Annotated in this window: 23 protein-coding genes; 4 read left to right on the forward strand and 19 right to left on the reverse strand. The window is 63.1% G+C overall.

Annotated features, from left to right (window positions below; genetic code table 11):
- Positions 1-38: 38 nt before the first annotated feature.
- Positions 39-710: a TetR/AcrR family transcriptional regulator gene (locus BLR69_RS02025; RefSeq protein WP_071494959.1), complete on the forward strand. Its 672-nt coding sequence runs from the start codon at positions 39-41 to the stop codon at positions 708-710.
- Here the strand turns inward: BLR69_RS02025 and BLR69_RS02030 are convergent.
- Positions 707-2,743 carry an NADH:flavin oxidoreductase gene (locus tag BLR69_RS02030; protein ID WP_071494958.1) on the reverse strand — a complete coding sequence of 679 codons (2,037 nt, stop codon included), beginning with the start codon at positions 2,741-2,743 and terminating at the stop codon, positions 707-709. The genes BLR69_RS02025 and BLR69_RS02030 overlap by 4 nt on opposite strands.
- Positions 2,744-2,900: 157 nt before the next feature.
- Between BLR69_RS02030 and BLR69_RS02035 the strand changes: the two genes are divergently transcribed.
- Entirely contained in the window at positions 2,901-3,779 is an 879-nt protein-coding gene (locus BLR69_RS02035; RefSeq protein WP_071494957.1) for a glycine betaine ABC transporter substrate-binding protein, read from the forward strand.
- A gap of 277 nt (positions 3,780-4,056) precedes the next feature.
- On the opposite strand, the gene BLR69_RS02040 is transcribed toward BLR69_RS02035, so the two are convergent.
- From BLR69_RS02040 to BLR69_RS02080, 8 genes are all read right to left on the reverse strand, one after another.
- Complete coding sequence (locus BLR69_RS02040) at positions 4,057-4,362, reverse strand: hypothetical protein (protein ID WP_071494956.1); 306 nt, start codon at positions 4,360-4,362, stop codon at positions 4,057-4,059.
- 220 nt (positions 4,363-4,582) lie between these two features.
- Positions 4,583-5,644: an ATP-binding protein gene (locus BLR69_RS02050; protein ID WP_071494955.1), complete on the reverse strand. Its 1,062-nt coding sequence runs from the start codon at positions 5,642-5,644 to the stop codon at positions 4,583-4,585.
- The gene (locus BLR69_RS02055; RefSeq protein ID WP_076955222.1) at positions 5,641-6,390 is read right to left on the reverse strand and encodes a response regulator; all 750 of its coding nucleotides are present in this window, start codon (positions 6,388-6,390) and stop codon (positions 5,641-5,643) included. The genes BLR69_RS02050 and BLR69_RS02055 overlap by 4 nt, the downstream gene beginning before the upstream one ends.
- Positions 6,391-6,453: 63 nt before the next feature.
- Positions 6,454-7,239, reverse strand: coding sequence for a flagellar basal-body rod protein FlgG (gene flgG, locus BLR69_RS02060; RefSeq protein ID WP_071494954.1), 786 nt, complete (start codon positions 7,237-7,239; stop codon positions 6,454-6,456).
- 126 nt (positions 7,240-7,365) lie between these two features.
- Positions 7,366-8,469 (reverse strand): serine hydrolase domain-containing protein, encoded by a 1,104-nt coding sequence (locus tag BLR69_RS02065; RefSeq protein WP_071494953.1) that lies wholly within the window; start codon positions 8,467-8,469, stop codon positions 7,366-7,368.
- Between the two features lie 110 nt (positions 8,470-8,579).
- On the reverse strand, positions 8,580-9,023 hold the full coding sequence (locus BLR69_RS02070) for a GNAT family N-acetyltransferase (protein ID WP_071494952.1): 444 nt from the start codon (positions 9,021-9,023) through the stop codon (positions 8,580-8,582).
- A 4-nt stretch (positions 9,024-9,027) separates the two neighbouring features.
- Positions 9,028-9,402, reverse strand: coding sequence for a BrnA antitoxin family protein (locus BLR69_RS02075; protein WP_058427066.1), 375 nt, complete (start codon positions 9,400-9,402; stop codon positions 9,028-9,030).
- A 3-nt stretch (positions 9,403-9,405) separates the two neighbouring features.
- On the reverse strand, positions 9,406-9,687 hold the full coding sequence (locus BLR69_RS02080) for a BrnT family toxin (protein ID WP_058427065.1): 282 nt from the start codon (positions 9,685-9,687) through the stop codon (positions 9,406-9,408).
- 347 nt (positions 9,688-10,034) lie between these two features.
- Here BLR69_RS02080 and gabP point away from each other — a divergent pair, with 347 nt between their 5' ends.
- On the forward strand, positions 10,035-11,444 hold the full coding sequence (gene gabP, locus BLR69_RS02085) for a GABA permease (RefSeq protein WP_071494951.1): 1,410 nt from the start codon (positions 10,035-10,037) through the stop codon (positions 11,442-11,444).
- Positions 11,441-12,517, forward strand: a complete 1,077-nt coding sequence (gbdR, locus tag BLR69_RS02090; protein ID WP_071494950.1) for a choline metabolism transcriptional regulator GbdR — start codon at positions 11,441-11,443, stop codon at positions 12,515-12,517. Before gabP ends, gbdR begins: the two co-directional genes overlap by 4 nt.
- Before the next feature lie 2 nt (positions 12,518-12,519).
- Here the strand turns inward: gbdR and BLR69_RS02095 are convergent, their stop codons facing one another.
- The 10 genes from BLR69_RS02095 to BLR69_RS02140 all read right to left on the reverse strand — a co-directional run bounded on the left by BLR69_RS02095 (position 12,520) and on the right by BLR69_RS02140 (position 25,063).
- Positions 12,520-13,863: a c-type cytochrome gene (locus BLR69_RS02095; RefSeq protein WP_071494949.1), complete on the reverse strand. Its 1,344-nt coding sequence runs from the start codon at positions 13,861-13,863 to the stop codon at positions 12,520-12,522.
- 16 nt (positions 13,864-13,879) lie between these two features.
- Positions 13,880-16,099 (reverse strand): xanthine dehydrogenase family protein molybdopterin-binding subunit, encoded by a 2,220-nt coding sequence (locus BLR69_RS02100; RefSeq protein ID WP_071494948.1) that lies wholly within the window; start codon positions 16,097-16,099, stop codon positions 13,880-13,882.
- Positions 16,099-16,554 (reverse strand): (2Fe-2S)-binding protein, encoded by a 456-nt coding sequence (locus tag BLR69_RS02105; protein WP_071494947.1) that lies wholly within the window; start codon positions 16,552-16,554, stop codon positions 16,099-16,101. Before BLR69_RS02105 ends, BLR69_RS02100 begins: the two co-directional genes overlap by 1 nt.
- 412 nt (positions 16,555-16,966) lie before the next feature.
- Positions 16,967-17,740 carry an ABC transporter ATP-binding protein gene (locus BLR69_RS02110; RefSeq protein WP_071494946.1) on the reverse strand — a complete coding sequence of 258 codons (774 nt, stop codon included), beginning with the start codon at positions 17,738-17,740 and terminating at the stop codon, positions 16,967-16,969.
- Positions 17,734-18,762, reverse strand: a complete 1,029-nt coding sequence (locus tag BLR69_RS02115) for a FecCD family ABC transporter permease (protein ID WP_071494945.1) — start codon at positions 18,760-18,762, stop codon at positions 17,734-17,736. Before BLR69_RS02115 ends, BLR69_RS02110 begins: the two co-directional genes overlap by 7 nt.
- Positions 18,759-19,892: an ABC transporter substrate-binding protein gene (locus tag BLR69_RS02120; protein WP_071494944.1), complete on the reverse strand. Its 1,134-nt coding sequence runs from the start codon at positions 19,890-19,892 to the stop codon at positions 18,759-18,761. The genes BLR69_RS02115 and BLR69_RS02120 overlap by 4 nt, the downstream gene beginning before the upstream one ends.
- A 20-nt stretch (positions 19,893-19,912) precedes the next feature.
- Positions 19,913-22,267, reverse strand: a complete 2,355-nt coding sequence (locus tag BLR69_RS02125) for a TonB-dependent receptor (protein ID WP_071494943.1) — start codon at positions 22,265-22,267, stop codon at positions 19,913-19,915.
- A gap of 102 nt (positions 22,268-22,369) precedes the next feature.
- Positions 22,370-23,338 (reverse strand): FecR domain-containing protein, encoded by a 969-nt coding sequence (locus tag BLR69_RS02130; protein WP_071494942.1) that lies wholly within the window; start codon positions 23,336-23,338, stop codon positions 22,370-22,372.
- A complete protein-coding gene (locus tag BLR69_RS02135) occupies positions 23,339-23,854 on the reverse strand; it encodes a sigma-70 family RNA polymerase sigma factor (protein ID WP_071494941.1) in 516 nt (171 codons plus the stop codon). It lies immediately after the preceding gene.
- A gap of 36 nt (positions 23,855-23,890) precedes the next feature.
- A complete protein-coding gene (locus BLR69_RS02140) occupies positions 23,891-25,063 on the reverse strand; it encodes an MFS transporter (RefSeq protein WP_071494940.1) in 1,173 nt (390 codons plus the stop codon).
- Between the last annotated feature and the right edge of the window lie 5 nt (positions 25,064-25,068).

The following is a 25,068-nucleotide window of genomic DNA, read 5'->3' on the forward strand; positions in this document are numbered from 1 at the left end:
AGAGTGGCCGGCAATTCCCAGGCAAAGGTGACCCCCGGATGGCGCAATCGGCAAAACCGCGAGGCAAGAACCAGGACACGGGCTGGCGAGGCTCGGTCGATGTGTGGCTGGACGCCGCCTACGTCGCGTTGAAAGAGTCTGGCATCGACGCCGTGCGCGTGATGCCGCTGGCCAAGCAGTTGGGCTTGTCGCGTACCAGTTTCTATTGGTTCTTCGAGGACCGCGAGCAACTGCTCGCCGCGTTGCTGGCCCGTTGGCGCGACAAGAACACCGGCAACCTGGTGCACCAGTGCGAGCGTTACGCTGAAAGCATTTCCGAAGCGATTCTCAACGTCTTTGAATGCTGGCTGAACCCTGAGCTGTTCGACTCGCAGTTCGAATTTGCCGTGCGCAGTTGGGCCATGCAGTCGGCAGAAGTCAGTGCGGAAATCGCCCTGGCCGATGACACCCGCATCAGCGCCCTGACCGGCATGTTCCGGCGCTTTGGCTACGATGACGAGGCCGCCGATGTGCGCGCGCGGACCATCTACCTGACGCAGATCGGCTACATCTCGATGAACACCAGCGAGGACGTAGTGGTGCGCTTCCGGCGTATTCCCCAGTACGTCAGTGTGTTCACCGGCAAGGCCTTGAAGCGGCGCGAACTGGACCGCTTCTTCGGGGCGTTTGGCTACGCCGAGACCGCACCGGGGGAGTTTGAGCCGCTTTAGAGGTCCTTGACCAACCGCAACGCATCGTAGATCGCCGCATGGGTGTTGCGTGCGGCCACCGCATCGCCGATGCGGAACAGTTGGAAGCGACCCTCGGGGTTGGTCACCAGGTGCTGTGCGTTGCCGGCGATCAAGTCGTGCTGCTCGACCGCGCCGCCGTTGCTGGAATGCCCACGCAGGTCGAAGTACAGGTCATCCAGCGGCAGGGTGCCGTGGTTGACCACCACCTGGTCCACCACCCGCTGCTTGTGCACCGCGCCGTAGTCACTGCCGAAAGTGACCAGCAGCCGACCGTCGCGTTGCTCCACCATCTCGACCCGATAGGTCACGGTAAAGGTTACGTCCAGGTCCTGCAGGCTGCGCATGTAGGGCACCAGGTTCATGGCCATGACTTCCGGCGCGAACGAGCGGTCCGGCGTGACGATTTCCACGCTGGCACCGCTCTGCGCAATCACCTCGGCCGCTTGCAGCGCCGCGTGGTCGCCGGCGTCGTCGAAGATCAGCACATGGCGCCCCGGCTTGACGTCGCCGGAAATGATGTCCCAGGTCGACACCACCAGCTCATTGCCCTGGGCCAGCACCTCGGTGTGGGGCAGGCCGCCAGTGGCCACGATCACCACGTCCGGCTCAAAGCCCAGCACCGTCTCCGCCTCGGCCCAGGTGTTGAAGTGGAACTTGACCCCCAGGCGTTCGCACTGGCTCATGCGCCAGTCGATGATGCCGATCATCTCGCGGCGCCGCTCGCTCAGGGCGGTCAGGCGGATCTGCCCGCCAGGCCGGTCCGCCGCTTCCAGCACCGTGACGTCATGCCCGCGCTCGCCGGCGACCCGCGCCGCTTCCAGCCCGGCAGGTCCCGTGCCGACAATCAGCACTTTGCGCCGCACCGCCGCCTTGGGAATGGCATGGGGCATGCTGGTTTCGCGACCGGTGGCGGGGTTGTGGATGCAATAGGCGGCACCGCCCTGGTAGATGCGGTCCAGGCAGTAATTGGCGCCGACGCAGGGCCGAATGTCTTCTTCCCGCCGCTCGATGATCTTGCGCACGATATGCGGGTCGGTCATATGGGCGCGGGTCATGCCGACCATGTCCACCTTGCCCGACGCGATGGCGTAGCGCGCCGTGGCAACATCGGGGATTTTCGCCGCATGGAAGGTGGGGAACCCAGTAGACGCGCGAATCTCGCCGGCAAAATCCAGGTGCGGCGAGTTGCGCATGCCCTGGATCGGGATCACATCGGTGAGGCCCGCGTCGGTATCGATATGCCCGCGCACCACATTGAGGAAGTCCACCAGGCCGCTGTCCTTGAGCATGTGCGACACCTGCAACCCTTCGCTGGCGCCGAACCCGCCCGGCAGCGCCTCGTCGCCGGTGTAGCGCACGCCCAGCAGGAAGTCTTCGCCGACCCGCTGGCGAATGCCGCGCAGGATGTCAAAGGTAAAGCGCATGCGGTTTTCCAGCGAGCCGCCGTACAGGCCATCCAGATCGTTGGTGAGCGGCGACCAGAACTGGTCCATCAAATGCCCGTAGGCTTGCAGCTCCAGGCCATCCAACCCGGCGGCCTGCATGCGCTCGGCCGCGTCGACGTAGTCTTTGATGATTCGCTCGATGTCCCAGTCTTCCAGCTTCTTCGGGAAGGAGCGGTGCGAGGCCTCGCGCCGGTGCGAAGGCGACACCACTGGCAGCCAGTCGGCCTTGTCCCAGCGTGTGCGGCGGCCCAGGTGTGTCAGCTGGATCATCACCGCCGCGCCGTGTTCGTGGCACTCGTCCGTCAGATCCTTCAGCCAGCCGACCACTTCATCCTTGTACGCCAGCACGTTGTTGAACACCGGCGGGCTGTCCCGCGACACCGCGGCGGAGCCTGCGGTCATGGTCAAGGCCACACCGGCCTTGGCGCGTTCGACGTGGTAGGCGCGGTACAGCGCCTGCGGCATGCCGTCCACCGGGTAGGCCGGTTCGTGGGCCGTGGTCATGATCCGGTTGCGCAGGGTCAGGTGCTTGATCTTGTAGGGCTGCAGCAGGGGATCGCTGGACATCAGGGTGTGCTCCGTCGTGGGCATCATCAGGCTTGGCGATTTGAAATTAAGGTAAATGTACAGGTGTGTCAATTATGGTCGACACGTATGTACATTTTTATTGCAGCCTCCGAAGGTCATCGCTAAGATCGCCTTCACCCCTAGAGGAGGACGCCTGATGAATGCTCATGTGCACTATCGGAAAAAAGCCTGTGCCTACCTGCTTGGCCTTGTGCTGGGGGCCAGCGCTGCACTGTCCCATGCGCAGGAAAAACCACCGGTGCGCATCGGTTGGGTGAACTGGTCCGACACTGAAATCACCGTCAAGCTCGCCAGTACGGCCTTGCAGGAGCACCTCAAGCAACCGGTCAAGTTGGTGATGGCCGACATCGGCATCCAGTTCCAGGCCCTGGCCAACGGCAACATTGACCTGATCCCGATGGTCTGGCTGCCCAGCACCCACAAGGCGTTCTACGACAAATACAAGGACCGCCTCGAAGACCTCGGCGTGCTGTATGAAGGGCGGATCGGCATGGCCGTGCCTACGTCGGTGCCGGTGGCTGAAGTGGCCAGTGTGGAAGACCTGAACACGCCGGGTATCCGCGAGAAATTCGACGGCAAGATCTTCACCTCCGAAGTCGGCAACGGCCAGTACAAGCTCACCGTCAAGGCGATCGAGGACTACCAGTTGGTGGGGTACAAACTGGTGGGCTCATCGGAGAGCGGCATGCTCAACGAACTGGACCGCAACCTCAAGCGCGACAAGTGGTCACTGGTCAACGCCTGGAGCCCGCACTGGATGTTCTCCAAATGGTCGCTGCGCTACCTGGACGACCCGAAGCGGATTTTCGGCGGCGCCGAGCAGATCCACGCCATGGCCCGCAAAGGCTTCAGCCAGGAGCATCCGGAGGTGGCGTACTTCTTTGCGCATTTCTCCATCCCCCAGGCGGACCTGGAAGCGCTGATGATGCAGGCAAGGGAGAGCACGGCGGACAAGGCGGTGGCAGCGTATTACGCGGCGAACAGGGCGCGGTTCGAGGGGATGTTCAAGTTGTAGTGAGCGGGCTCATTGTGGCGAGCGGGCTTGCTGTGGTGAGCGGGCTCATTGTGGTGAGTGGGCTTGTTGTGGTGAGCGGGCTTGTTGTGGTGAGCGGGCTTGCCCCGCGTTGGGTGGCGAAGCCGCCCCAAAACCCTACACCTCGGTGTGTCTGAAGTAATAGGGGGCGCCTGGATGGGGCTGCTTCGCAGCCCAACGCGGGGCAAGCCCGCTCGCCACAACAAGCCCACAAACCACAACAAGCCCGCAAACCACAGCAAGCCCGCTCACCCCAGCGTCAGGCGTATGAACTGCCATGGGCTGCTCTCAACAAATCGCGCACGGCATCGGTGCGCAACAGCAGGGTCATCTGCGCCTCGTCGATCACGATTTCCGCGATGATCAACGTGCAGATCAGCGGCGCGGTGAAGAACCAGTGGCACCAGCATTGGGTTGCCAGCGAAAAGGCTACGCCGATGATCCACAGCGCCAATACCCACTTGGGCGCGCGCTGTTGCAGCGGCACCCAGAACCGCTGCAGCCTTTTCAGCCGGGCAGTGTGCAGTTTCAACGACTCTTCAAGGAGTGATAAGGACGAATTCATTTCTCATGCTCGCTGAGCTATCCGGGCGTAGCTGGGAAAGGGATTGCCCAGCCACGACAAGTTGACGCTTTCAACTTCTATCCAGTGCCCGTTTTCAGGCTGTGCCAAGCAGTTTTTGAACGCAACGCACGTACCCTTGGCGTCCAATAGGACAAAGCATCGATAGCACCGGGTGGTTTTGAACATCATGGAAAAGATGCGCATGGTGGGCCTGGGTTACTCAAAGATTCCAACTGAGTTCAAACAGCGTTCCGCCGTTTTCCATTTTCCGGCACGTCACCGCACCGCCGTGGGCGAGGGCAATCGCGCGCACCACCGCCAGGCCCAGGCCGCTGCCACCCTGGGCGCGGGAACGCGAGTTTTCGCCGCGCTGGAAGGCATCGAACAGGTGCGTGGCCAGGTCCTCATCGATGCCGGGGCCATCGTCGCGCACCCTCAGGTAGTGCATGCCGTCGCGGGTGCTCAGGTGTACGTTGACGTTGCCGGGTGTCGCGTGTCGACGCACGTTGTCGAGCAGGGCCAGCAAGGCCTGGCGTATCCGCGCGGGGTCGCAGCGCAGGGTGCGGCGTTGCAGGTCCAGTTGCAGGGTAAAACCGGCGGCGACCAGGCTCGGTTCGAACAGCCGCACATCCTCTTCAATGCCGGCGGCCAGGTCGGCTTCTTGGACATTGAGTTCGAGGTAGCCGCTGTCGCCCAGGCCCACCACCCGCAGGTCCTCGATCATCCGCGCCAACCCTTCGACCTGACCGAGCAGGCTGTAGAACTGCGCCGTGTCCGGTTCGAATACGCCCTCGGCCAAGCCTTGCAGGCGGCCGCGCAGGATGGTCAGCGGCGTGCGCAGTTCATGGGCAATCGCCGCATTCCAGAATGCCTGTTCCTGGGCCATGCGCTTCAAGCGCTGGGCCATGCTGTTGAAGTCATCCACCAGGATCGCCGCCTCACCGATGGACTGGTCACCGGCGACGGCTTGCACGTCGAGGTCGCCATCCGCCAGTTTGCGCAGGTTCTCGGCCACCGAGTTGAGCGGCATCAGGATCCGCCGCGACAGCCGCGTGGCCACGAAGGCACCCACCGCCAGGCTGACGCAGGTGGTCAAGGCCATCCACGCCCACTCGACATTGGCCGGCAGCCAGGCATCGGCCTGCTCGTCCGAGAGCGGCCAGTAGGTCCATAACAGCGCATAAAACACGTAGGAGCCGATCACGGCCAGGGCGATCACGCAGAGCACCACCGCCGACATGGCGGCAATGATTTGGCGACTCAAGCCATTGAGTTTTTTCACAGGCCACTCCCGAACCGGTAGCCCACGCCGCGAATGCTTTCCGGCACGCCTTGCAGCCCCAGGTCTTCGATCTTGCGGCGCAACTTGCTGATATGGCTGTCGACCGTGCGTTCCAGGCTGTCGCTTTCCGGTGAGCACAGCGCCAGCAATTCCGCGCGGCTGAACACGCGTTTGGGGGCCCTAGCCAACTGGGCGAGCAATTTGAATTCGGTGACGGTCAGCAGCAGCGGCAGCACCTTGCCCTCGATATTCAGCGTGACCTGATGGCTTTCGATATCGATTTCAAACCCATCCACCCGCAATACATTGGCACCGGCGGCATATTTGTAGTCGATGGAGCGTCGCAGCACGGCCTGGGTACGTGCCACCACCTCGGCCGGGTTGAACGGCTTGACGATATAGTCGTCGGCACCGATGCGCAGCCCCATCAGCTTGTCCATGTCCTGGTCCTGGGCAGTCAGCATGATCACCGGCGTATTGCCGCGATGGCGCACTTCGGCCAGGACCTTCCAGCCATCCACATGCGGCATCAGCACGTCCAGCAGCATCAGGTCCGGCTTGAGGGTCTGGTGCAGTTCGAGGGCGCGCCGGCCATCGAGGGCGTGGGCGGTACGAAAGCCACTGCGCTTGAGATAGGCGATCAGGATGTCGGCGATCTCGGGCTCGTCTTCGGCGATCAGGATCAGCGCCTGGGCGTCTCGGACGCTGTTCGGACGGGGCGCCGATGCAACGGGAAAATCGTTCATAGTCTGCTCGGTGAATAAGCTTTGTCGTGTTTGCCGCTCCCTGGCCACGCTTGCAAGTGTTGATCATAGCTTCTGGGTGAGGGCGCCCAACATCTGGTTGGCGGTGGAAATCACTTTGGAATTCATCTCATAGGCCCGTTGCGTGGTGATCATGTTGACCATCTCTTCAACGGTGCTCACGTTCGAGGTCTCCAGGGACCGTTGCAGGGTGGTGCCGAAGCCATTGAGCCCCGGCGTACCGACCTGTGGCGCGCCGCTGGAGGCGGTCTCCAGGAACAGGTTATTGCCGATTGCCTGCAAGCCCGCAGGGTTGATGAAATCGGCGGTCTGCAGGTTGCCGATCACTTGCGCAGCGGGGTTGCCGGCCACGGTGATCGACACCGTGCCATCCTGGCCCACGGTGAAGGTCTTGGCGTTGTCCGGCACCACGACAGCCGGTTCCAGCGCAAAGCCGCTGGCCGTGACCACCTGGCCATTGGCATTCAGGTGAAAGGTGCCGTCGCGGGTATAGCCGGTGGTGCCGTCCGGCTGCAGCACTTGGAAAAAACCGCGCCCGTTCACCGCCAGGTCCAGCGGTTGGCCGGTGGTCTGCAGGCTGCCGGCGCTGAAGTTTTTCTGGGTGCCGACGATCTGCACGCCAGTGCCCAGTTGCAACCCCGACGGCAGCGCACTGTTCTGTGTCGACTGCGCGCCCGGCTGGCGCTTGATCTGGTAGAGCAAGTCCTGGAACTCGGCGCGATCACGTTTGAACCCGGTGGTCGAGACGTTCGCCAGGTTGTTGGAAATCGTCGTCAGCTGCGTGTCCTGGGCCGACAAGCCGGTTTTTGCGACGTACAGGGCTGGAATCATGCCGTTCTCCGTGTGAACCCGGTCGACCGGGCACTCTGATGAAAGCCATTGTGCGCAACGAACGTGCGCATTCAGGGGAGGTTTTGTGGAGGAATGATGGAGAGCGGCATTTTTTGTTGGCCCTGATCACTTCAATCCGGGTTCGATCAAACCGGCCACGCCACGCCCGATAACCTCCGGGTAACTGTGTTCGGCATCCAGGTTGGTCAGCACCACCACCGTCAACCGGTCATCGAGGTAGCGCGCGATGGACGAGGTAAAACCTTGCCAGGAGCCGCCGTGCTCGACCACGGGGTGGCCGTTGACCGTGCGGATTTCCCAGCCGAACCCGTAGCCTTGCGCCCGCTGTTTGCCGGCGTAGGGGTAGGGCGTCCACATGCGTTGCAGCGAGGCGTGTGTGAGCAGGGTTTCATCGTAGAGGGCGCGGTCCCAGCGCTCCAGGTCGCGGACGGTAAAATAGAGCGTGCCGTCAGCCGTGGCATTGAAGGTCGGCGACACCCATTCCTGGTTCCTCAGCTCACCGTCGACCCTTTCGTAACCCGACGCCCGGTTGGGCACAATCGCGAGGTCCGAGATGACCCGTGTCGAGCGCATGCCCAGCGGTGTGAAGATACGCTGCTGGAGAAACTCGCCATAAGGCATCCCGCTGACACGCTGGATCAGGATGCCGAGCAGCACGAAATTGGTGTTTTCGTAGGCCCAGTGCTGCCCGGCCTTGAAGTCCAGCGGCAGCTTGGTGATCGCCTTTGCCAGCTGCGCTTCGGTGAAGTCGCGGCGTATATCCAGCGGGCCACCGGGCTTTTGCAACGCTGGCGTGTCGTAGGCCGACAAGCCGGACGTGTGGGACAACAGATGGGCAACCGTGATCGGCGCCCAACTTGTCGGCGCCTCGGGGAAGTACGTGCGGATGCTGTCGTCCAGGCCGACCTTGCCTTGCTCCACCAGCATCATGACGGCGGTTGCGGTAAAGGATTTACCCACCGAGCCGGATTGCAACACGCTGTCGGCGCTCATGGGCACGTCGAGTTCCACATTCGCCAGGCCATAGCCCTTGACGAGCACGGCCTGGCCGTTTCGATAGATACCGAGGGCCAGGCCTGGTAACTGCTGCCGGGTTATCTCTGCGTTGACATAGCGGTCGATGGCCGAGCGCTGTTCGTCCGTGAGCGGGGTGGCTATCGCCAGGGGCGCGGACATCAGCAGGACACTCGCCGCAAGGGTTCGGAACATGGGCACCTCTGAAGCGTTTTTGCGGTTTCAGGAGGCGCCAGTGTGCGCGAGGGGGGTGGATGTTTGCGGGAGGTTTGATGGAGGCGGCGTGGAGCCGATGAGGCCAGCACTCACAGAGGTTGGATGAATTTCACATACACCCGCTCAGGGTCGTGATCGTCAAGGTTTTCGATGCGCCCGCTCGGCACGAACCCGGCCTTTGCAAACAGCGCCTGGGCGGCGGTGTTCGACGCATTGGTTGAAGTAAACAGCTTGGGCGTCTTGCACGCTGCTTGTGCCGCCGTCAGCAACCGCAGCGCAACACCTTGGTGCTGATAAACTGGCGACACAACCACCAGCGCCACGAAGCCATGATCGAAAAAATCATGGGTCAGCACCAGGTATCCCACACACCGGCCAGCGCTATTGACGGCGACGAGGCAGTGTTGGCGAACCACCGCATCATGGATGAATACACGGCGGTGGGTATGGGCCGTGGCGTAAGCATCCAGTTCGATCAGGGCGTGCACGTCGTCGGGCGTGGCCTGGCGGATGTTTATCGAGCGTGTAGGCAAGTGATTACCTCAGCGGAGTGGGTTTAGCCTTTGGTTTGGTCGGTTTTGGTGTGACTAATACTCGATTCAACTCTCCGGCGAGCGCGATCAGCTGCTGTTCCAGCGCTTCGACTTCGCAAAGGCTGATTCCCTCCTTGATGACTTGCAGGGTTTTGGCTTTTCTCGTCAGTGCGGATCCGAGGTTATGCGCGTCTTGGGAAACCAACACTTGGCGCAGTAGGTTGTTGATCACGGTTTGATAACCGGTACCTGCATTTTCCGCTCGCTCGCGGGCGGCTGCAATCACCGCATCATCCAGCATGATAGTGATTCGGGTTTTGCCTTTGTTGCTGGCGACTGCACCGCGCTTGCCGGAGCTGAAGTCGTATTCGTCTTTCATGGTTCAAGCCTCCAAGTACTGGCGCCGTTCATTTTTGGATGCGCGCCTGGCACTGATAATCCGTACAAAATTTGGATCGCGGTAGGTGTAGGCCACTACCAATACGCGTCCCTTTGCGTCCGTACCCATGATTATCCAACGCTCTTCGTCGTGATCATTGTCTTGTATGGTTAGAGCGGTCTCGTCGTAAAACACCGGTTCTGCATCGGCAAGGCTCACTCCCTTGTGCTTTTGCTGATTAGTGATGCTTTTTGCTTTGTCGTATTGAATCCTGAAAGTTCTCATTATGCATATTTTATATGCATATAAAAGCAATTGGACAAAGCGACAGTCAGGGCATTGGTTCAGCGTCTGCGGGTCCCGATTTGGGTACGCACATCCCTACCTATCAGTGAGGGATCGATTTTGAGGAGGGTGCCCGCGTATGTCCGTGCGTAACCGGTGATGCGTTAAGTAGTCAGATTCCGATTCCATAGCCAGATAAGGTCTTATGTCGATATCAGACCAACCCCCGCCGTTTCCAGGCTATTTTCGCGCCGGTCAGCCCGCGTAAGGTGACTCATCATTCAAAAATGATGATCGCCTGACCCTCCAGTCAGTCCTCACGCCGATCACCGAGAACAACAAAAACAATGAATAGCCTCCATTCCAACGACTCGAACGGCCAGTTGGCGCAAGGCTTCAAGCCGCGCCATGTCACCATGCTTTCCATTGCGGGGATTATCGGCGCGGGGTTGTTTGTCGGGTCTGGGCATGCGATTGCGGCGGCGGGGCCGGCGGTGCTGCTGGCCTATCTGTTTTCCGGCCTGCTGGTGGTGCTGGTCATGCGCATGCTGGGGGAGATGGCGGTAGCCAACCCGGACACCGGTTCATTCTCGACCTACGCCGACCAGGCCATCGGCCGCTGGGCCGGCTTTACCATCGGCTGGCTGTACTGGTGGTTCTGGGTGCTGGTGATTCCCATCGAAGCCCTGGCCGCCGGGTATATCCTCAACCAGTGGTTCCCGCAGATCGACGCTTGGCTGTTTGCCTTGTTGTCGATCTTTTTGTTGGTGGTCACCAACCTGTTCAGCGTGTCCAAGTACGGCGAATTCGAGTTCTGGTTTGCCATGGCCAAGGTGATCGCGATCATCGCTTTTATCGGCGTGGGTTTTGCGGTGCTGATGGGCTGGGTGCCGGAACGTGAGGCCAGTGGGCTCGGCCAGTTGATGCAGGACCATGGCGGGTTTGCGCCCAACGGGCTGTCGGCGGTGGTCGGCGCCTTTATCACCATCATGTTCAGTTTTATCGGCACTGAAGCGGTCACCATCGCGGCGGCCGAGTCCAGCAACCCGGCGCAGAACATCGCCCGGGCCACGCGCTCGGTGATGTGGCGCATCGGGGTGTTCTACCTGTTGTCGATCTTCGTGGTGATCTCCGTGGTGCCGTGGGATGACCCATTGCTGGCCTCGGTCGGCTCTTATCAGCGGGCACTTGAACTGATGAATATTCCCCACGCCAAGCTGCTGGTGGACGTGGTGGTGCTGATCGCCGTGGCCAGTTGCATGAACTCTTCCATCTACATCGCCTCGCGCATGCTGTTTTCCCTCGGCAAGCGGGGAGATGCGCCGGCGCTGATGAAAAAGACCTCGGCGGCGAGTGTGCCGAGGGCGGCGGTGATCGCCAGCACCATTCTCGGCGCGGGCGTGACCCTGCTCAGCTACTTCATGCCGGCCGGGCTGTTCCAGTTCCTGCTGGCCAGCTCGGGGGCCATCGCCTTGCTGGTGTACCTGGTGATCGCGGTTTCGCAGTTGCGCATGCGCAAGATCCTGCGCCAGCGCAAGGTCACGCTGAGCTTCCAGATGTGGCTGTTTCCGTGGCTGACCTGGCTGGTCATCGCGTTCATTTGCGCGGCCTTGACGGTGATGCTGGTGACCCCCGAACACCGTTTCGAAGTGTCTTCGACCCTCGTTTTGGCCCTGATGATTTCCTTGATCGGCTTGCTCACCGCCCGGCACCCGGAACCCACGCAAAAACCAGTGGCCGCAGTTTCGCAATCATGAGTGGCCGCCCGGTCAGCAGTATCGTTTTCCTGCTGCTGGACCAGTTCACCCTGATGTCGCTGGCGGCGGCGGTCGAGCCGTTGCGCATGGCCAACCAGTTGTCGGGCCAGGAGCTTTACAAGTGGCACACGGCTAGCCCGGACGGCAACCCGGTGTGGGCCAGTGACGGTGTGCCGATCACGCCTGACGGTTCGATCCTCAGTGTGCCGCCCGCCGATATTGTGATGGTGTGTGGCGGCATCGGCATCCAGGGCACCGTGACCGGCGAACTGGTCAAGTGGCTGCGCGGCCAGGCGCGTTACGCCAAGCGACTGGGGGGCATTTGCACCGGTAGCGTTGTGTTGGCGCGGGCCGGCTTGCTCGACGGGTATGAATGCAGCGTGCATTGGGAGTGGTTGGCGGCGATGCAGGAGGCGTTTCCACGGGTGACTGTCAGTTCCAGCCTGTTCAGCCTCGACCGTGACCGGCTCACCAGTTCAGGCGGCACGGCACCGCTGGACATGATGCTGCACCTGATCGGCCGTGATCACGGGCATGAACTGTCGGCGGCGATCTCGGACATGTTTGTCTACGAGCGCATCCGCAACGAGCAGGACCACCAGCGTGTGCCCCTCAAGCACATGCTCGGCACCCAGCAGCCCAAGCTGCAGGAGGTCGTGGCATTGATGGAAGCCAACCTGGAAGAACCGATCAACCTGGATGAACTGGCGGCGTATGTCGCGCTGTCGCGTCGCCAGCTCGAGCGCATGTTCCAGAAGTACCTGCACTGTTCGCCCTCGCGCTACTACCTGCGCTTGCGGCTGATCCGCGCGCGGCAGTTGCTCAAGCAGACACCGATTTCAATCGTCGAATTGGCCGTGCTCTGCGGCTTTGTGTCCACGCCGCATTTCTCCAAGTGCTATCGCGAGTACTTCGGCGTGCCGCCCAGTGACGAGCGTTCCGTCACGGACAGCGAGCGGTCCATCGTGCTCAAGCCGACGTTGCATACATTGCCTGCGCCCGCGCCAATGAATGTATTGGAGCAGGCGCGGGGCGAGGCAACGTTTGCCAGTGTGAAAAACCTGAAGCGTTGAACTCAGCGCATGTGCAAGATAATCGGGCTGCTGCTCGCCGGGTCGGTGTGCCCGCGCAGCTTGCCCACCGCCTTCACATCCACCGCGCCGCCGTTGTTACCCCAGGTGCCGCGTACATAGCTGAGCACCTCGGCGATTTGCGGGTCGGTCAGTTGCTCGCGGAACGCCGGCATGCGATAGGCGTCCGGCACGCCAGCCGTCACCACACGTTGCGAGCCGTTGAGGGTGATGTTGATCGCCGAGGCGCTTTCCTTGGCCAGGGCCGAGGTGGCGCCGGCCAGGGGTGGCATCCATTCGGGCTGGCCCTTGCCGTCAAGGCCGTGGCAAGAAGCGCAGCGGGTCGCGTAGGTGTGGGCGCCGGGGGTGTCCGGGTTGGCGGCGACCGCCTGATACTGCCAGGGAGTGCCGTCGCGCTGCGGGTCGCCGGGCAGTGACTTGAGGTAGCGGGCGATGGCGGCCAGGTCGTCGTCCTGCATGAACTGCGTGGAGTTGTTGAAGGCTTCGGTCATCGAACCGTAGACCACCGCATGGGCATTGCGCCCGGTCTTGAGGAACTGCACGATCTGCGCCTCGTCCCAGCGGCCCAGTCCGGTGTTGGGGTCCTGGCGCAGGCTCGGTGCATACCAGCCGTCGAGCAGGGCGCCGGCAAGGAACGGCGCACCTGACTCGTCCAGTGCCTTCTCGTTGAAGGCCAGCCCGCGTGGCGTGTGGCAACTGCCGCAGTGGCCGGGGCCTTGGACGATATAAGCGCCACGGTTCCACAGCTCGTCCTGGTTGGGTTTGGCTGCGTACGGGGCGGTCGGTGCGAACACGCCGTTCCACAGGGCGATGGGCCAGCGCAGGTTGAGCGGCCACGGAATATCACTGGGGATATTCGGCTGGTTGGCCGGTTGTACGCCCTGCATAAAGAACGCGTACAGCGCTTTCATGTCGTCGTCGCTGAGCTTGACATAGGACGGGTAGGGCATCGCCGGGTACAACCGTCGACCACCCGGCGCGACGCCATGGCGTACCGCGCGGTCAAAGTCGGCCAGGCTGTAGGTGCCGATCCCGGTGGTTTTGTCCGGGGTGATGTTGGTGGCATGGATCGCCCCCAACGGCGTGGCCATTTCCAGGCCACCGGCAAACGGCGCCTTGCCCGGCAGGCTGTGGCAGGCCACGCAGTCGCTGACGCGCGCGACATATTCGCCACGGCTGACCAGGGCCGGCTCGAAGGTGGCGGTGGCCGGTGCTTGTGCAAACGGTGTGGCGGGCTCACGGGTGACGTACCAGGCCAGCAGGCCTGCCGCGACCAGGCAGGGCAGCGCCAGCCAGCCTGCGGTTCTTGCGAATCGACGGTTGTTCATGGGCATTTCCTGAAAGTCAGCTGAAGGTGTGTCGGCTCAAGGGCAGGCTGCGTACACGCTGGCCGGTCAATTGCGCCACCGCATTCGCCACGGCTGGTGCCACGGCGGGCAACGGTGGCTCGCCGATACCGCCCATCTTTTCGCCACTCTCGACGATCCGCACATGCACCCGTGCCATCTGCGCCGGTGCCAGGATCGGATACAGGTCGTAGTTGCGCGCCCGTGGCTTGCCGTCCACGTACACCGCTTCTTCCAGCAAGGTCTGGGACATGCCCAGCGCCACCGCGCCATTTACCTGCGCCTCGACAATCGCCGGGTTGACGATGCTGCCCGGGTCAATGGCCTGCCAGATGTCGTGCACCCTGACCTTGCCATTCTCCATGGACACCTCGGCGATCGCCGCCGTGTGCGAACCGAACGGCGACGCCATGGCCACGCCGCGTGCGCGCCGGCTGCCGTCTTCAGCTGTGAAGGGGCCACGCTTCCAGCCGCCAGACAGTTCAACCGCGGCTTTCAGCAGGGTGGTCAGCCGTGGGTTGTCGCGCAGCAGGTGCAGGCGCAGTTCATAGGGATCCTGTTTGCCCTTGTCCGCCAGTTCGTCGAGGAACGATTCATAGAAAAAGTCATTCAGCGAATTGCCCACCGAACGCCAGTAGCCGAGCATGGGCGCGCCTTTGACGTAGATCTGCGCGATGCGTTTGTTGGGGATGGCGTAGGACTTGCCCGACAATCCTTCCAGCGCCGTAGGGTCGATCTTGTCACCCTGTTTGCCGGTGAGGGCTTCAGTCGGGCCTTCGGTGGCGCTTACCGCTTCGATGGCCACCGGCAGGCCTTTGTCATCCAGCGCGGCGCGGAACTTGACCACCGCCACTGGGCGCAATACGTCGCGCAGGAACTCTTCCTCACGGCTCCAGATCAGCTTGATCGGACGGCCCACCGCCTTGGCGAGCGCGATGGCCTGCGGGTAGGGGTTGGCCGACTCATACAGGAAATGCCGGCCGAAAAAGCCGCCGAGCAACGGCGAGTGCAGGTTGATTTGCGCAGGGTCCAGGCCGGTGCGCTTGGCAATGTCGGCGCGAAACATGTCCGGCGCCTGGTTGGGCAGCCAGATATCCAGGGTGCCGTCCGGGTTGAAGCGGGCCAGGGCGGAGGGCGGCTCCAACTGGCCGTGGTTGAGGTACTGGTTGTGATACGTCGCTTCGACCTGGGTCTTGGCGCCTTTGAGCGCGGCGGCCACGTCGCCTTCGTTTTCGTCATCACGGGCCGGCCCTTGCTGGGCAGCGAGGAATTCGAAGTGCTTGTCGCTGGAGAAGTCCGCCGGCATCACGCGCAGTGTCGAGTCGGCGGCCGCTTCCTGCCAGTCGACCTGGACCGCTTCCACCGCACGCTTGGCGTGCCACCAGCGTTCAGCCACCACCGCCACCGCACCCGGCAGCACGTGCACCGAATGCACGCCCTTCATGCCTTCGACCTGCGCCTGGTTGCGCAGGCTGCCCACGGTCATGCCCAGGCGTGGCGCATGCTGGACCGCGGCGTGGAGCATGTTGTCGACTTTCAGGTCAATGCTGTAGAGCGCCTTGCCAGTGGATTTGTCGTAGGCGTCGAGGCGCTTGACCGGTTTGCCGATCCAGCGGAACTGGCTCGGATCGCGCAGGGTGATGCTGGCGGGATCGGGCACTGGCATGTCGAGGGCGCTACTGGCCAGTTCGCCATACCCCAACGAGCGGCCGGATGCCGCGTGTACCACACGGCCAGGCTGGGTGGTCAGTTCGCCCACCGGCACGCCCAATTGTTTGGCGCCGGCCTGCAGCAACATGGCGCGGGCGAGGGCGCCGAGGCGGCGCATGGTCGGGTAGCTCATGCGCACCGACATGCTGCCGCCGGTGATGCGCATACCGTTTTCCATCACCACATAGTCTTCGCCGGGCGGCGCGGCCTCGACGATGAAAGTGGCGGGGTCGGCGTCCAGTTCTTCGCCGACAATCTGCGCCATGGCGGTGTGGGTGCCTTGCCCGCCTTCCATGAACGGGCTGAGCAGACGCACCGTGCCGTCCGGGCGAATCTCCAGAAAGGCCGGCACCTGGGTGCCGCGTTCAGCGGCAGTGGCGGCTTGTACCCGGCCCGAGCCCAGTGGCAGGCCGAAACCGATGACCAGCGCCCCCACGGCGGTACTCGCCAGAAAGCGGCGGCGTGACAGGTTGACCGGTGCATCGAGCAGTTCGTTGAGGATATTCATTACGCGCCCTCCTGCTTGGCCAGGGCGTCGACGGCCGCATGGATGGCGTTGTACGTGCCGCAGCGGCACAAGTTGATCATGGCCGCGTCGATCTGCGCCTTGCTCGGTGCGGGGGTGTGCTTGAGCAGCGCCGTGGCCGCCATTACCTGCCCGGACTGGCAGTAGCCGCATTGCGCCACCTGTTGCTCGACCCAGGTCGCGACCACACGCTTGCCCACCTCATCGTCTTCAATCGCTTCGATGGTGGTGATTTCCCGCCCGACCACCCCGGCCACCGGCGTGACGCAGGAGCGCACCACATTGCCGTCCACCAGCACCGAACAGGCGCCGCACTGGGCCAGGCCGCAGCCGTACTTGGTGCCGGTCAGGCCCAGGTCATCGCGGATTACCCACAGCAATGGGGTGTCCGCGTCGGCATCGACCTGATAGGCCTTTTGGTTGATTCGTAATTCCATGGCTCACCTGCTGATCATCGGTAGGTGCGGCCTGTTTTAGGTGTGAACGCAGTGGCCGCTTATTGTCGAACTCTAGACCAGAGTGCAAGGGGGGAGATACCCAATGGTCGACAAATCGGAGGATCGGGCAAGTATTCAACAGGATCGGGTGAAAGCGCTGTAGCCAAGGCTATACGGCGGTTTTGCATCAGGGGTCGAGGTGCTTGGGCAATTGGCGACTTTGCCGCTTGGCAGATGGTTCGTGTTCCAGTGGTATGACCCTCGCCTACGCAGCCATTTGTAGTGAGCGGGCTTGTCGAACCGTCGCAGCAGTCCCATTTTAGGGCCGCTTCGCGACCCAACGGGAGCAAGCTCCCTCGCCACAGGTACAGTGTTCGCCCTTAACGGACTGGCATTTGGGCTTGCCACCGATTCATGCCTTCGTTCGGGCACACACAATATCGTCGATCAAAATATGCGGCTGCCCCCGACTGCACCGCTCGATCCGCGCCTCGACCTTGTACACCTCGCGCAGCATCGCCTCATTGATCACCTCATGGCTCGGCCCGCTGCCCTGGGCGGTGCCGTCGGCGATCACCAGCACCTGGTCGGCAAAACGCAGCGCCTGGTTCAGGTCATGCAGGGCGATAAACACGATCACCTGGCGCTTGCGTGCCAGGGCCTGCATGAAGTTCAGCACCTGCACCTGCCGATGCATATCGAGGGCACTGGTGGGTTCGTCCATCAGCAGCACCTCGGGTTCGCGCACCAGGGTCTGGGCGATGGACACCAGTTGTTGTTGGCCGCCACTGAGTTCGCCGAGGTTGCGAAAGGACAATTCGGTGATGCCCAGCGCGGCCAGCATTTCATCGACCAGCGCCAGTTCGTCATCCAGCACGGCCCAGGCGGGGGACAGCTGCTTGCGTGCCAGCAACACCGATTCGTACACGGTCAACCGCGCACTCGCATTCAGGCCCTGGGGCATGTAGCTGATGGCTTGGGTGCCCTTTGTCGAACCTTGGAGGATCACCTGGCCCGGCCCGTCGATCAGCCCGGCCATGCGCTTGAACAAGGTGGACTTGCCCGCCGCGTTGGGGCCGACCACCGCCACCACCTGGCCACCGACAAAGCGCGCCGTGGTCACGCCGCTGATGATGCTGCGTTGGCCGTAGCTGGCGCCGAGGTCCTGCAACTGAATGCTTACCATGGGTGTTTCTTCCCGCTCAGGATCAGGGAGATAAAGAACGGGACGCCGATCAGCGAGGTGACCACGCCGATCGGGAAAATCGCGCCCGGAATCAGGGTTTTGCTGACCACCGAACTGGCCGACAGGATCAGCGCGCCAGTGAGCAACGAGGCGGGGAGGAAGAAGCGCTGGTCTTCGCCGATCAACATGCGGGCGATGTGCGGGCCCACCAAACCGATAAAGCCGATGGTGCCGACAAACGCCACCGGGAACGAGGCGAGCAGGCTGACCATGATCAACGTCTGGAAGCGCAGGCTGCGCACATTGATACCGAAGCTGGCGGCCTTGTCGTCGCCCAGGCGCAGGGCGGTCAGGGCCCAGGCGCGCTTGGCGAAGATCGGCAGCGTGATCAGGATCACCAGGCAGATCACGCCTAGCTTGGGCCAGGTGGCCTTGGTCAGGCTGCCCATGGTCCAGAACACCACGGCCGCCACAGCTTGCTCGGTGGCGAAAAACTGCACCAGCGCCAACAGCGCGTTGAAGGTGAACACCAGGGCAATGCCCAGCAGCACGATGGTCTCGGCAGTGACGCCACGGCGCAGGCTGAGGAAGTGGATCAGCAGCGCGCAGAGCATTGCCATGATGAACGCGTTGACCGGCACCATGTACTGCGCCGCCAGCGGAAACAGCGCCACGCCGAACGCCAGGCCCATGGCCGCGCCAAAGCTGGCGGCGGCGGAAAGCCCGAGGGTGAAGGGACTGGCCAGCGGGTTGTTGAGGATGGTCTGCATCTGCGCGCCGGCCAGGGACAGCGCGGCGCCCACCGCCACGGCCATCAGCGCGACGGGCAGGCGGATATCCCACATCACCACGCGCACCTGCGGCGCCGCGCTGTCCGGCGACAGCAGCGCGCCGAGCACTTCACTGAGGCTGTAGCGCGCCGGGCCCAGGGCCAGGTCGAGCAGCACACTGCACAGCAACAGCAGGGCCAGCCCGCAAAGGATCAGGCGCTTGCGCAGCACCAATTGGCGGTAAGCGCTCATGGCTTGAGGCTCACGAAGTAGCCGGGTGCGTAGGGCACGGGCAAGAACCGTTCGTGCAGCTCACGCAGCGTCGCTTCGGGGTCGAGGTCGGCAAACAGCGACGGGTGGAACCACTTGGCCAATTGCTGGATCGCCACGAACTGATAGGGGCTGTTGTAGAACTGATGCCAGATGGCATGGAAGGCCTGGTTTTGCTGGGCCTTGATCCCGGCGTAGGCCGGGCGCTGGGTGTACCACGCGAGTTTGTGCCGGGCCTGGGCCATGTCGGCACCGGGGCCGACGCCGACCCAATGACCGCCCGGCGCGAACGCCTCCCAGTTGGCACTGGTGACCACCACCTGGTCCGGGTTGGCCACGATCACCTGCTCGGGGTTCAACTGGCCGAAGGTGCTGGGGATGATGGTTTTGGCGATGTTGTCACCACCAGCCATCTCGACGAAAAGCCCGAAGTTCTCGTTGCCGAAGCTCAGGCAGCAGTCGTCGGTGTAGCCGCCGATACGTTCGACAAACACCGCCGGGCGCCTGGGCTGCCGGGCCGCGATCACATCGGTCACCCGGCGGATTTGCTGGTTGCGAAACGCGATGAATGCCTCGGCCCGGTCCTCTTTGCCGAACAACTGGCCGAACAAACGCATGGTCGGTTCGGTATTGGCCATGGGTTGGTTGCGAAAATCCACGTACACCACCGGAATGCCCAGGGCGTCGAGTTTCTCTATGTAGCGCGCGTCTTCGGTAGCGTGTTGCGCCTCGATATTGAGGATGATCACGTCCGGGCGCTGGGAAATCGCTTGTTCGATGTCGAAGGTGCCGTCTTCAAACCCGCCGAAGGTGGGGATGTTGGCAATGCCTGGGAATATGCGCAGGTACGCGGTGTAGGTGTCCGGGTCGGACTGGATCAGGTCCTTGCGCCAGCCGACGATGCGCTCGATGGGATTCTGCGTATCCAGCGCGGCTACCAGGTACAACTGACGGCCTTCGCCGAGGATCACCCGCTGCACCGGCAGGTTGACCTTGACCTGGCGCCCGAGCAGATCGGTGACGGTGGTGGGCGCCGCCAACGCAGGCAGCGCGAGTAACCCGGTCAACACCAGTGCCGCCAGGCGGTGGCCGCAACGAACAATCGAAAGCATCATGTAAGCCCTTGCAGGTATCAGAAGTCGACCGTGGCCGACAGGAGGAGGGTGCGTGGCGAGCCTTGGGAAAACGCGCCGTAGGAGGCCACGCCGGACCAGTATTCACGGTCGAACAGGTTCTGCACCGTGGCGCGGAAGGTGGTCGGCCGCTCGGCGATGCGCGTGCTGTAGCGCGCGCCGACATCGAAGCGGGTCCAGGCGTCGAGCTGTTGGGTGTTGGCCTGGTTGACGTACTGACTGGCGGTGTAGATTGCGCCGCTGGTCAACGTCAGCCCCTCGACCCACGGCGTGTCCCATTCGGCCCAGAGGTTGGCTTGTACCTTGGGCACGCCCACTGGGGTATTGCCCTGGTTGGCGGCGACGCTGGTTCTGGTCAGCTGCGCATCCAGCAGGGTCACACCACCTAGCAGTCGTGTGCCTGGGGCGACTTCGCCAAACACACTCACTTCCACGCCGCGATTGCGCTGCTCGCCTTGCACCGAGAAGCGGCCGGCAGCCAGCTCGCCGCTGGGTTTCTGTATCTGGAACAGCGCAAGGGTGGACATGAACGTGCCGTAGTCGAGCTTGACCCCGACTTCATGCTGCCTGGAAACGTAAGGCGCAAAGATCTCCCCGGCATTCGAGGCGTTGGACGGCGCCACGTCGCCCTTGCTCAGGCCTTCGAGGTAGTTGTAATAGAACGCCACATGCGCCCAGGGCTTGAGCACTGCGCCGAACAGCGGCGTGGTCTTGTCCGCGTCGTAGGCCGTGGTCACCGCACCGGCAGTGTTGTAGTTGTGGGACTGGATAGTCTGCTTGCGCAGGCCTGCGGTGACCTGCACGCGCTCATCCAGTATCGACAGGGTGTCGGCAATCGCCACGCCGGACAATTCGGTGGCGGAGACTTTTGGCGCGTCGGGCTTGGCGATCGACGGCTTGGGGCGCTCGACCGGGTGGTAGATATTCGACAGCACCGGTGCGCCGGAGATAATCCCGCGTGACAGTTCATCGCGGTAACGGGTGACCTGCACGGTGCTGCTGTGCCTGACCGGGCCGGTGTCGAAGCGCAGGCGCGCACCGGTGTCGACCGTATAGCGCTGCACTTCGAAGCGGTAGTAACCGGGGATCGACGAGGTGTCGCCGGCCGCGTTGACAATGGTCGGCGTCTGGTCCGACAGGCGCGCCACCGCCGATTTACCGCCACCGGCATGGGCGAACAGGCTGAGGTTGTCGGTAAGGTCATAGTCACCGCCGAGCAGGGCGGATTGATCCCGTGTGCGCGACCAGCCCCAGTCCTGGCTCACGCTGGTGCGGCCATTGGCGGCGTCGGGAATCTTTACCCCTGAGGCGATCAGGAACGGTCGGGAGGCGGCGTCGAAGGTTTCTTCCTGGGAAATCAGGTCCAGGCTGGTGCGCAGGCGCTCGCCCTGATAGTCCAGGGACAGCGCACCGATGTCGACTTCACGCGATTGCTTGTCGATCACCGTGTCGCCCTGCTGCACGCCGCCGTTGAAGCGCATGCCGAAGCGGCGCTCTTCACCAAAGCGCCGGCTGATATCGATGCGATTGCCGAGGTGTGCAGCCTGGGTATAACTGGCGGTGTAGCGGGTCAGGTCCTCGTCCAGCGAGCGCTTGGGCACCACGTTGATCACGCCGCCCACCGCACTGTTGGGGGACATGCCGTAGAGCAGGGCACCGGGGCCTTTGACCACTTCGATGCGTTCGGCGTATTCGGTGAACACCCGGTAGTTGGACGCCACGCCATACACGCCGTCGAAGGCCAATTCGCCGAGGTTGCCTTCGCCCACCGGAAACCCACGGATGAAAAACGAGTCGACGATGCCGCCGGTCTGCCCGGTGGAGCGCACCGAGGAATCGCGTTCCAACAGGTCACCGACGGTGGTGGCTTGCTGGTCCTTGATCAACGAGGCGGTGTAGGTGCTGACGCTGAACGGCGCATCCATCACGTCCTTGTTGCCCAGCATGCCCAGGCGCCCGCCGACGGCCACCTGGCCGCCCGAATACACCGGCGGCAGGCTGTCGGCGCGCTGTTCGACGCCACTGACCGTGGTGTCCGACAGGGTGATTCGGCGTTGCACCAGGGTGTAGGTGCCGTCGCTGCGCAACACCATCTCCAGGCCGCTGCCGGCCAGCAGGCGCGTGACCGCCTCCTGGGTCGAGTAAGTACCCGACAGGCCAGGGCTGGACAGGCCTTCGGTGAGGGCCGGGACGAACGACAGGGCAATGCCCGCATCCACGGCAAAGCTCGACAGCGTTGCGCCGAGCGGCCCCGGCGCGATCTGGTAGGCACGGACCGCGACCGCATCCAACTGCGCGGCCATGGCGGCACCGACCAGGGTCAGGCTGAGCAGCGCGCTGCGAATCACAAGCATGAAGGGGGGCCCTGTGGACGAAAGGAAAAAGGGTATTGCTGTGTTTGCCAGTCGAGATCGAAAAAAGTATCAGCCGCCCGGCGCTTTATTTTTTCCGCCCACTCAGGCGGGGGACAGGGTGACCCAGTAACCGTTCAGGTGGCCGCTGACGAGCACCGGGTAGGTTTGCACCAGCATGTTCAGGGTGCGCTGCGGATCGCTGATGGGGAAGGCGCCGGAAATGCGCAGGTCGGCAATCGCTGGGTCATAGCGCACGAAACCACGGCGATAGCGGGTCAGCTCGGCGATGAAATCCGCCAGGCGCATTTTGTCGGCCATCAGCATGCCCTGGGCCCAGGCGCCGACATTGCGGTCGGTTGCGCTGAGCGTGCCAAAGGTCTGTGCGGAAAAGTCCGTGCGTTGCCCGGCGTTGACGATCAGCGGCGTGCTCTGTGGGTTCTCGGCCAGCATCACTTTGACGGCGCCTTCGAGCACGGCCAGGTGGGTGCGCCCGCTCAGTTCGCGTACGGTAAAGCGCGTGCCCAAGGCTTGCATGCGACCCTGGCGCGTACTGACCAGGAACGGGCGGGACGGATCCTGCGCGGTCTGCACCAGGATTTCACCTTCGCGCAGGTGCACCAGGCGTTGCTGGCTGTCGTAGCGCACGTCGATGGCGGAGTCGGTGTTGAGGGTGATGCGCGAGCCATCGGCCAGGGTCAGTTCGCGGCGCTCGCCGACGCGAGTGCGGTAGTCGGCGGTCCACTGCTGGGTCTGCGCCAGTTTCCAACTGCCCCAGCCCACCGGCATCACCGCCAGCAGCAGGGCCAGCTTGCCCAGGGCGGCGCGGCGTTCCGGGTGGCTCGGGCGGTCGAGGGCTGACATCGCCAGGGACGGCGGCAGGCCACCCAGCTTGCTTTGCAGCAATTGCGCACGGGCCCAGGCGCGATCACGTTCGGGGCTGCTGGTTTTCCAGCGCTCCCATTCGGCGCGCTCGTGGTCGCTGAGGTCGTTTTCGCTCAGGCGCATCAGCCATTCGGCGGCTTCTTCGAGGATTTCGGGGGCGAGTGGTGGTTGTTTGCGCAGGCTGAGCACTTATTCCACCAGCATCAGGCACTGCACAAACGCCTGTTTCATGTAGCGTTTGACGGTGATCAAGGACACACCCAGTTGCTCGGCAATGTCTTGGTACTTGAGGCCGTTCAGCTGTGACAACAGGAACGCCCGCTTGACCAGCGGGGGCAGGGCATCGAGCATCGCGTCGATCTCGTGCAGGGTTTCCAGCACCACGAAATGCGCTTCCGGCGAAGGCACTTCCTGGGTTGGCACGCTGGCGAGCGCCTCCAGGTAAGCGCGCTCCAGCGCCTTGCGCTGATACCAGTTGACCAGGATGCCCCTGGCCACGCAGCTCAGGTAAGCCCTTGGCTGGTCGATCACCGTGACCTGGGAGGCGAGGATACGCGTGAAAGTGTCCTGGGCCAGGTCGGCCGCATCCATGGCGTTGCCGAGCTTGCGCTTGAGCGTGGCGTACAGCCAGCTGTGATGGCCGCTGTACAGGGCCTCGATCGCGCGCAGGTGCTGGTGCTTGTCGGCGGTGAGGATTTCGCTCATGGCGCGGATCCGTGCAATTGAGAAGTATTCCCAATGCTAAGGGACAACCCTGCGGTAGCGCAATGCGAGAATCGCAAGCAACGTCACCGCATACGCGAGACATACGAACAGGTAGGTATACGCCAGGCCATACACTTGGCTGAGCAATCCGCCGAGGGCGATACCGGCAATCGATGCGAACTGCGCGGTGCCCTGGGCGATGCCCAGCACATGGCCTTGACGGGCGCTGTCAGCGCTTTTCGAAATCAGCGCCATCAGCACCGGCGTGGTCGCGCCCAACAGCACGCCCCACACGAAGTAGCTGCCGACAAACACCCCAGGGTTGTGGGTGATCCCGGCCAGCCCGGTGAGGGCGATGCAGCCGACCACCACGTAGCCGATGCGCCGCAGTGTGTCGGCTTGTGTGCGCCCCTCGAAATGCCGCGACCACGCGGTGGCCGACAGGATGAACCCCAGCGCCAGCAAGCCGTAGCACAGGCCCACCAGCGCATTGCTGAGGTTGAACGTGGTGCTCACATACAGCGAGAACGAAGTCTGCGGCAGCATCCGCGCCAGCAGCAGAAGGCCCATCACACTCAGCAGCGGCAGCAGCGCAGGCCCTTGCCACACACCGCCCTTGGCAGTGGATGCGGTTTTCTTGACCGGCGCAACATCCGGCAGGGTCACCGCCGCCACCAGCGTACACACCGCGCAGAGTGCGGCGGCGCTGAGGTTGATCCAGAAAAACGTGGCATGGTCGAGGATCAGGCCGCCCACCACCGCCCCGAGCAACGAGCCGACGTTGGTGGAAATCTGCAGCAGCGCAAACAGCCGCGCCCGCCGTGACGGCGCCTCGATGCTCACCCCATAGGCCTGGGCCGGGGCGATGTAACCGGCGCAGGCGCCCTGCAGGAACCGCAGGACCAGGATCGCCCACAGGTCGCTGAACAGCGCCAGGCCCAGTTGGGTCAACGTCAGCCCGACCAGTGCGCGGATCATCATCCACTTGTGGCCGTAACGGTCACCGATGCGCCCCCAGAACGCGCTGGTCAGCAGGATGCCGAGCATCGGCCCCACGTACACCACGATGCTGGCGAAGCTGAACAGCGTGTCGGAGTCGGTCAGTCCGCGTAGATGAATAGGCCAGAACGGCCCACTCATTTCCATGGCGCCCATCGACACGAGTTGGATCGTGAACAGCAGGTAAATCAGGACACGGGTCGGTGGCATGAAAC

Origin of the sequence: Pseudomonas azotoformans (genome assembly GCF_900103345.1) — a bacterium.
In the GTDB taxonomy this organism is placed as follows: domain Bacteria; phylum Pseudomonadota; class Gammaproteobacteria; order Pseudomonadales; family Pseudomonadaceae; genus Aquipseudomonas; species Aquipseudomonas azotoformans.

Coding starts and splice junctions, on each gene's coding strand:
- BLR69_RS02025 (WP_071494959.1), top strand. CDS start 39: ATGGCGCAATCGGCAAAACCGCGAGGCAAGAACCAGGACACGGGCTGG.
- BLR69_RS02030 (WP_071494958.1), bottom strand. CDS start 2,743: ATGTCCAGCGATCCCCTGCTGCAGCCCTACAAGATCAAGCACCTGACC.
- BLR69_RS02035 (WP_071494957.1), top strand. CDS start 2,901: ATGAATGCTCATGTGCACTATCGGAAAAAAGCCTGTGCCTACCTGCTT.
- BLR69_RS02040 (WP_071494956.1), bottom strand. CDS start 4,362: ATGAATTCGTCCTTATCACTCCTTGAAGAGTCGTTGAAACTGCACACT.
- BLR69_RS02055 (WP_076955222.1), bottom strand. CDS start 6,390: ATGAACGATTTTCCCGTTGCATCGGCGCCCCGTCCGAACAGCGTCCGA.
- flgG (WP_071494954.1), bottom strand. CDS start 7,239: ATGATTCCAGCCCTGTACGTCGCAAAAACCGGCTTGTCGGCCCAGGAC.
- BLR69_RS02065 (WP_071494953.1), bottom strand. CDS start 8,469: ATGTTCCGAACCCTTGCGGCGAGTGTCCTGCTGATGTCCGCGCCCCTG.
- BLR69_RS02075 (WP_058427066.1), bottom strand. CDS start 9,402: ATGAAAGACGAATACGACTTCAGCTCCGGCAAGCGCGGTGCAGTCGCC.
- BLR69_RS02080 (WP_058427065.1), bottom strand. CDS start 9,687: ATGAGAACTTTCAGGATTCAATACGACAAAGCAAAAAGCATCACTAAT.
- gabP (WP_071494951.1), top strand. CDS start 10,035: ATGAATAGCCTCCATTCCAACGACTCGAACGGCCAGTTGGCGCAAGGC.
- gbdR (WP_071494950.1), top strand. CDS start 11,441: ATGAGTGGCCGCCCGGTCAGCAGTATCGTTTTCCTGCTGCTGGACCAG.
- BLR69_RS02095 (WP_071494949.1), bottom strand. CDS start 13,863: ATGAACAACCGTCGATTCGCAAGAACCGCAGGCTGGCTGGCGCTGCCC.
- BLR69_RS02100 (WP_071494948.1), bottom strand. CDS start 16,099: ATGAATATCCTCAACGAACTGCTCGATGCACCGGTCAACCTGTCACGC.
- BLR69_RS02105 (WP_071494947.1), bottom strand. CDS start 16,554: ATGGAATTACGAATCAACCAAAAGGCCTATCAGGTCGATGCCGACGCG.
- BLR69_RS02110 (WP_071494946.1), bottom strand. CDS start 17,740: ATGGTAAGCATTCAGTTGCAGGACCTCGGCGCCAGCTACGGCCAACGC.
- BLR69_RS02115 (WP_071494945.1), bottom strand. CDS start 18,762: ATGAGCGCTTACCGCCAATTGGTGCTGCGCAAGCGCCTGATCCTTTGC.
- BLR69_RS02120 (WP_071494944.1), bottom strand. CDS start 19,892: ATGCTTTCGATTGTTCGTTGCGGCCACCGCCTGGCGGCACTGGTGTTG.
- BLR69_RS02125 (WP_071494943.1), bottom strand. CDS start 22,267: ATGCTTGTGATTCGCAGCGCGCTGCTCAGCCTGACCCTGGTCGGTGCC.
- BLR69_RS02135 (WP_071494941.1), bottom strand. CDS start 23,854: ATGAGCGAAATCCTCACCGCCGACAAGCACCAGCACCTGCGCGCGATC.
- BLR69_RS02140 (WP_071494940.1), bottom strand. CDS start 25,063: ATGCCACCGACCCGTGTCCTGATTTACCTGCTGTTCACGATCCAACTC.